A 3,808-nucleotide genomic window follows, 5' to 3' on the forward strand; every position below is an offset into this window, starting at 1 on the left:
GATGGCTTATCGCGAGGAAGCGGTAATGCGAAGGAACGCGGCGTAGGCCTGCGACGCTGCGGAGCATTTCGCCACGTCCTTCACATTATTCTACAGGGTGTCGAGCCATTCCATCAGACTGGCATCTCGCTTCCACGAAGGTGGCACGTTGCTCGCCGCCGGGGCGCAGACCTGTTCCAGCGCCTTGCGTTTGGTCTCCAGATTGGCCTGAGCATAGTGATTGGTCGTATCGAGGCTGACGTGCCCGAGCCAACTGCGGATGACGGTGATATCGACCCCGGCGGCAACGAGGTGGACGGCGGTCGCGTGCCGGAAGCTGTGAGGCGTAACGTGTTTTGACTGGAGGGTCAGCGTCGATTTCGCGGCTTGTCCCACGTAAGCGTTGAGCTTGAACCGCACGCCTGAGGCTCCGAGCGGTTCACCGTATCGATTGACGAAGATCCGTTCATCGGGCGCACGCGGCTGTCGCTCCAGCAGCTTCCTGAGCAATGCCACGGTTTCTGGCCAGAGCGGGCAGATGCGTTCCTTGCGCCCCTTGCCGTAAAGACGAACGAAGTTCGGTGCATCGAACCGGATTGCTCCGGGACAGAGGTCGAGCGCCTCCTGGATTCTCGCACCACTGTTGTAGAGGAACGAGAGCAGTACATGGTCGCGCAGCCCTTCGAGTGTCGATCGGTCGGGCTGGGCGAGTATGGCCTCGACCTCCTCGGGCTCGAGGTAATACGGCGCGGGGGTGGGCTCCCGCTTCAACGGTACAGCCAGTACCTCTGAGCACTGCGCGATGTATTCCGGATTTTTGTCCGCCACGAAGCTGAAGAAGCTGCGGATGGCGGCCAGTCGGCAGTTCCGCGTGCCGATCGTGGTCTTGCGGCCATGCTCGGTATGATGAAGGAACGCGCGCACCTCGCCGGCCGAGACGTCGGTGAGCATCAGTCGCGCAACCCCGCAGCCTTTTCGCTCCGCGACGAACCGAAGCAGCAGCCGCCAGGCGTCGCGATAAGAGCGGATCGTGTGGATTGACGCGCTGCGCTGCTCGGCCAGCCACTCCTGGAAGAACGCCCGCAACAACGCGGGCAAGGGATTGCCTTTCTTCATAGCCGTACCTCCATGCCGAGGCACGGGGCGCCGAGCGCGCGGAACCGTTCACTGGCTTCCTGTAACAGCTCCTGCGTGACGGTGATGTAGACCAGCGTGGAGTGAAGATCCCGGTGGCCCATGTAAGTTGATAGGAAGTGCAGCTTTTCCTGCGGGTTAATGCCGGATCGGTACCATTGGAGGATTCGATTCACCACCATCGAGTGACGCAGGTCATGAACACGAGGTCCCGTTCGCCCCGAAGCAGGTTTGAGCCCAGCACGACGCATGACGTTGGTGATCATCGTTGTTACCGCCTCGGGACTGTAGCGGCCATTAAAGTGAGCATGCCAGAACAGCCCTGATTGCAGGTCCTGAGACGCGCCGGCGCGCCGCCTTGCATCGATGTAGGCGTGCAGCTCAACCAGGACGCTGTTGGATAGCGGCAATATCCTGGTCTTGTAGAACTTCGTTTCCCGGATCGTGATCGTGCCCGCTTGCAGGTCCACGTCACCAAGATCGAGCCATGCCAGTTCGCTTCGCCGTAGCCCGGCGCAATAGGCCAGCATTATCATGGTGTAGAGGGTCAACGGCCGCAGCGGAGCGTCCGGCGACGGATAAGTCCGGGCGGTATCGAGCATACGCCGAACGTCAGCGGGGCTGAAGATATGCGGACGCCTATGGTCACGCCTGATTTCCGTCTCAGGCCGGATGTTGAACGGCTTCGGTGGGATGGTCGGATCAAGGCGGAACCGCGCTTTGGTCAGGATGCGCGCTAGCTTCTGGCATTCCGCCGCGTGGTTGCGGGTCGGCTTGGCAGCCGCCCAACTCGTAAGCATTGCCTCAAGTGGTTTCTTTGCTAGCTCCGGATGGACCTGAAGGAACCGATCGAACCGCAGCAGCCAGTGAGCTTGTGCTTCATATTGATATCCCCTGCTGCGCATCAGCATGACATGGTCGCGCATGAAGTCCCCCAGTACGCTGCCGAAGGGCACCGGCCGTCGTAACGCGGCCAAGGCCTCGTCGGGATTGGGCGAAGCCAGCGCCCTCCAGATCGGCTTGTTTTGTTTGACGTTGTACTGACTGCGCAACAACGCGATGGGGTTGTTGGCGATCCGCCCGATTTCCACGAGGTGGTCGAGGAAGCGATCCACGATGCAGACCTGGTTAAGCAGCGTCCGCAAGCGCCAACGCTTTTCCATGTCTCTCAGCCAGGCGGTGAGCATCTGCCGGTCAACCGCCGGATGACACCGGGCTGCATCCTCGAAGCTGCGAAGGAACCAGCGATACGTTGGCCTGCTTCCCGACCGGAACTGCGATTTTTCCAGGAAGATATTGACGAGGGTGCGATCGGGATCGTGCCAAGCGCTCATGACAGCACCTCCGTTCCCGGTACATCGAGCGCCACGGCTCGGAGATCATCTGTCGCCAGCTTGAGGTAGGTATTGGTGGATTCGGTGGATCGATGCCCAAGCAGGTCGCCGATCAGTTTTTGCGGCACAGACGCCCGCAGCATTTCGACCGCACGCGCGTGGCGGAAGACATGCGGCCCCCGCTTTCCTGACGGCTTGACGCCTGCGGCCGCCAACCGGCTGCGGACCATACCGTACAGGTTTGTCATTGCGATGTAGGGCGCGAGGGTTCGGATGAAGATTTCCCGGACCTCGACCTGCGGGCGCCCAAGTCGGAGATAGCCAAGGAGGGCTTCACCGACAGGCACCAATAGCGGCAGGTAGGAGTACGCATTGGTCTTGGTATGGCGGATGCGCAGGAATTCCCCGTGCCAGTTCACGTCTTCGAGGCGAAGCCGGCAAATCTCACCTTCGCGCAACCCATATGTGGCAAGTAACTGAAGTATCGCATAATCGCGTAGTCCCCGCGGCGATTTGTCCATCCTCGTTGTCGCCAGCACTGCGACGATTTGCTCGTTGTCCAGCGTCGAGGGCACATCTTCGTAGGCATAGAGCATGGGGCCGATGATGTGCGGCGTGAGATCGGCCGGAACGCGCCCCGTTCGATGCAGATAGCGCACCACCGAGCGGAGACGCTCAGCGACATCGGCTAATGATTTTCGCCGTAAGCCCGGCGCGCGCATGTCCATGTAGAGATCGACATCCACGACGCTCAATGTCTGGAGACTGCCAGCACCGCCGCGGTCGAACTGCCATCGCAGGAAGTTTCGGGCCTCCCACATAAGCGCCGCAATGGTCGCATTTGCTAAGCCGCGCTCCTCGCGCAGCCATGCCTCGTACTCGCAGCAGATCGCCTGTCGGACTGCGGCATCCGGACCGATCAGCTCCGCCTCAGGGGGCCATTTGCCTTGGGCAAGGCGAAGGAGCTTGGCGATCGCAGTGCGCGGCAACATATGCCAGCGCACGCTGGGCAGCCGACCATACTCGGCCGCAAAGTCCCGCGCTGCATAGGCAAAATATTGAGCAACCTGCGCCGGCGTCACAGTGGCGACTTGGATATCGCACTCGGCCAGATAATCGAGAAACGCGCGTGCGTAGAGGCGATGGTTCGCTACGACCACCGGGTTGTAATTCTGCGTCGTGAGCAAATTCGAAAGTTCGGCGATCAGTTCGTCGTGTAATTTCAGCATGATTGACTCCTCAGCTGGTCCAGAGACCGCCGAGGTTCGCAATCAAAATAATGCGCAGCAACTTCGTGCCGCACCCCTGGAATCCCGCGCCTACGCCGCGTTCCTTCGCATTACCGCTTCCTCGCGATAAGC

General features: G+C 60.7%; 3 protein-coding genes. All 3 read right to left on the reverse strand.

Annotated features, from left to right (window positions below; all coding sequences use genetic code 11):
* Positions 1-90: 90 nt before the first annotated feature.
* The 3 genes from GR702_RS21825 to GR702_RS21835 are packed head-to-tail and all read right to left on the reverse strand — an operon-like array spanning position 91 to position 3,676.
* Positions 91-1,095 (reverse strand): site-specific integrase, encoded by a 1,005-nt coding sequence (locus GR702_RS21825; RefSeq protein WP_036529394.1) that lies wholly within the window; start codon positions 1,093-1,095, stop codon positions 91-93.
* A complete protein-coding gene (locus GR702_RS21830) occupies positions 1,092-2,447 on the reverse strand; it encodes a tyrosine-type recombinase/integrase (protein ID WP_066212557.1) in 1,356 nt (451 codons plus the stop codon). The genes GR702_RS21825 and GR702_RS21830 overlap by 4 nt, the downstream gene beginning before the upstream one ends.
* A complete protein-coding gene (locus GR702_RS21835; RefSeq protein WP_066212555.1) occupies positions 2,444-3,676 on the reverse strand; it encodes a site-specific integrase in 1,233 nt (410 codons plus the stop codon). Before GR702_RS21835 ends, GR702_RS21830 begins: the two co-directional genes overlap by 4 nt.
* Between the last annotated feature and the right edge of the window lie 132 nt (positions 3,677-3,808).

It is taken from the genome of Novosphingobium silvae, from assembly GCF_009856825.1.
GTDB classification, from domain to species: Bacteria; Pseudomonadota; Alphaproteobacteria; order Sphingomonadales; family Sphingomonadaceae; genus Novosphingobium; species Novosphingobium silvae.

Bases quoted from the DNA above. Each gene is read 5' to 3' on its own strand.
- GR702_RS21825 (WP_036529394.1), bottom strand. From the start codon at position 1,095: ATGAAGAAAGGCAATCCCTTGCCCGCGTTGTTGCGGGCGTTCTTCCAG.
- GR702_RS21830 (WP_066212557.1), bottom strand. From the start codon at position 2,447: ATGAGCGCTTGGCACGATCCCGATCGCACCCTCGTCAATATCTTCCTG.
- GR702_RS21835 (WP_066212555.1), bottom strand. From the start codon at position 3,676: ATGCTGAAATTACACGACGAACTGATCGCCGAACTTTCGAATTTGCTC.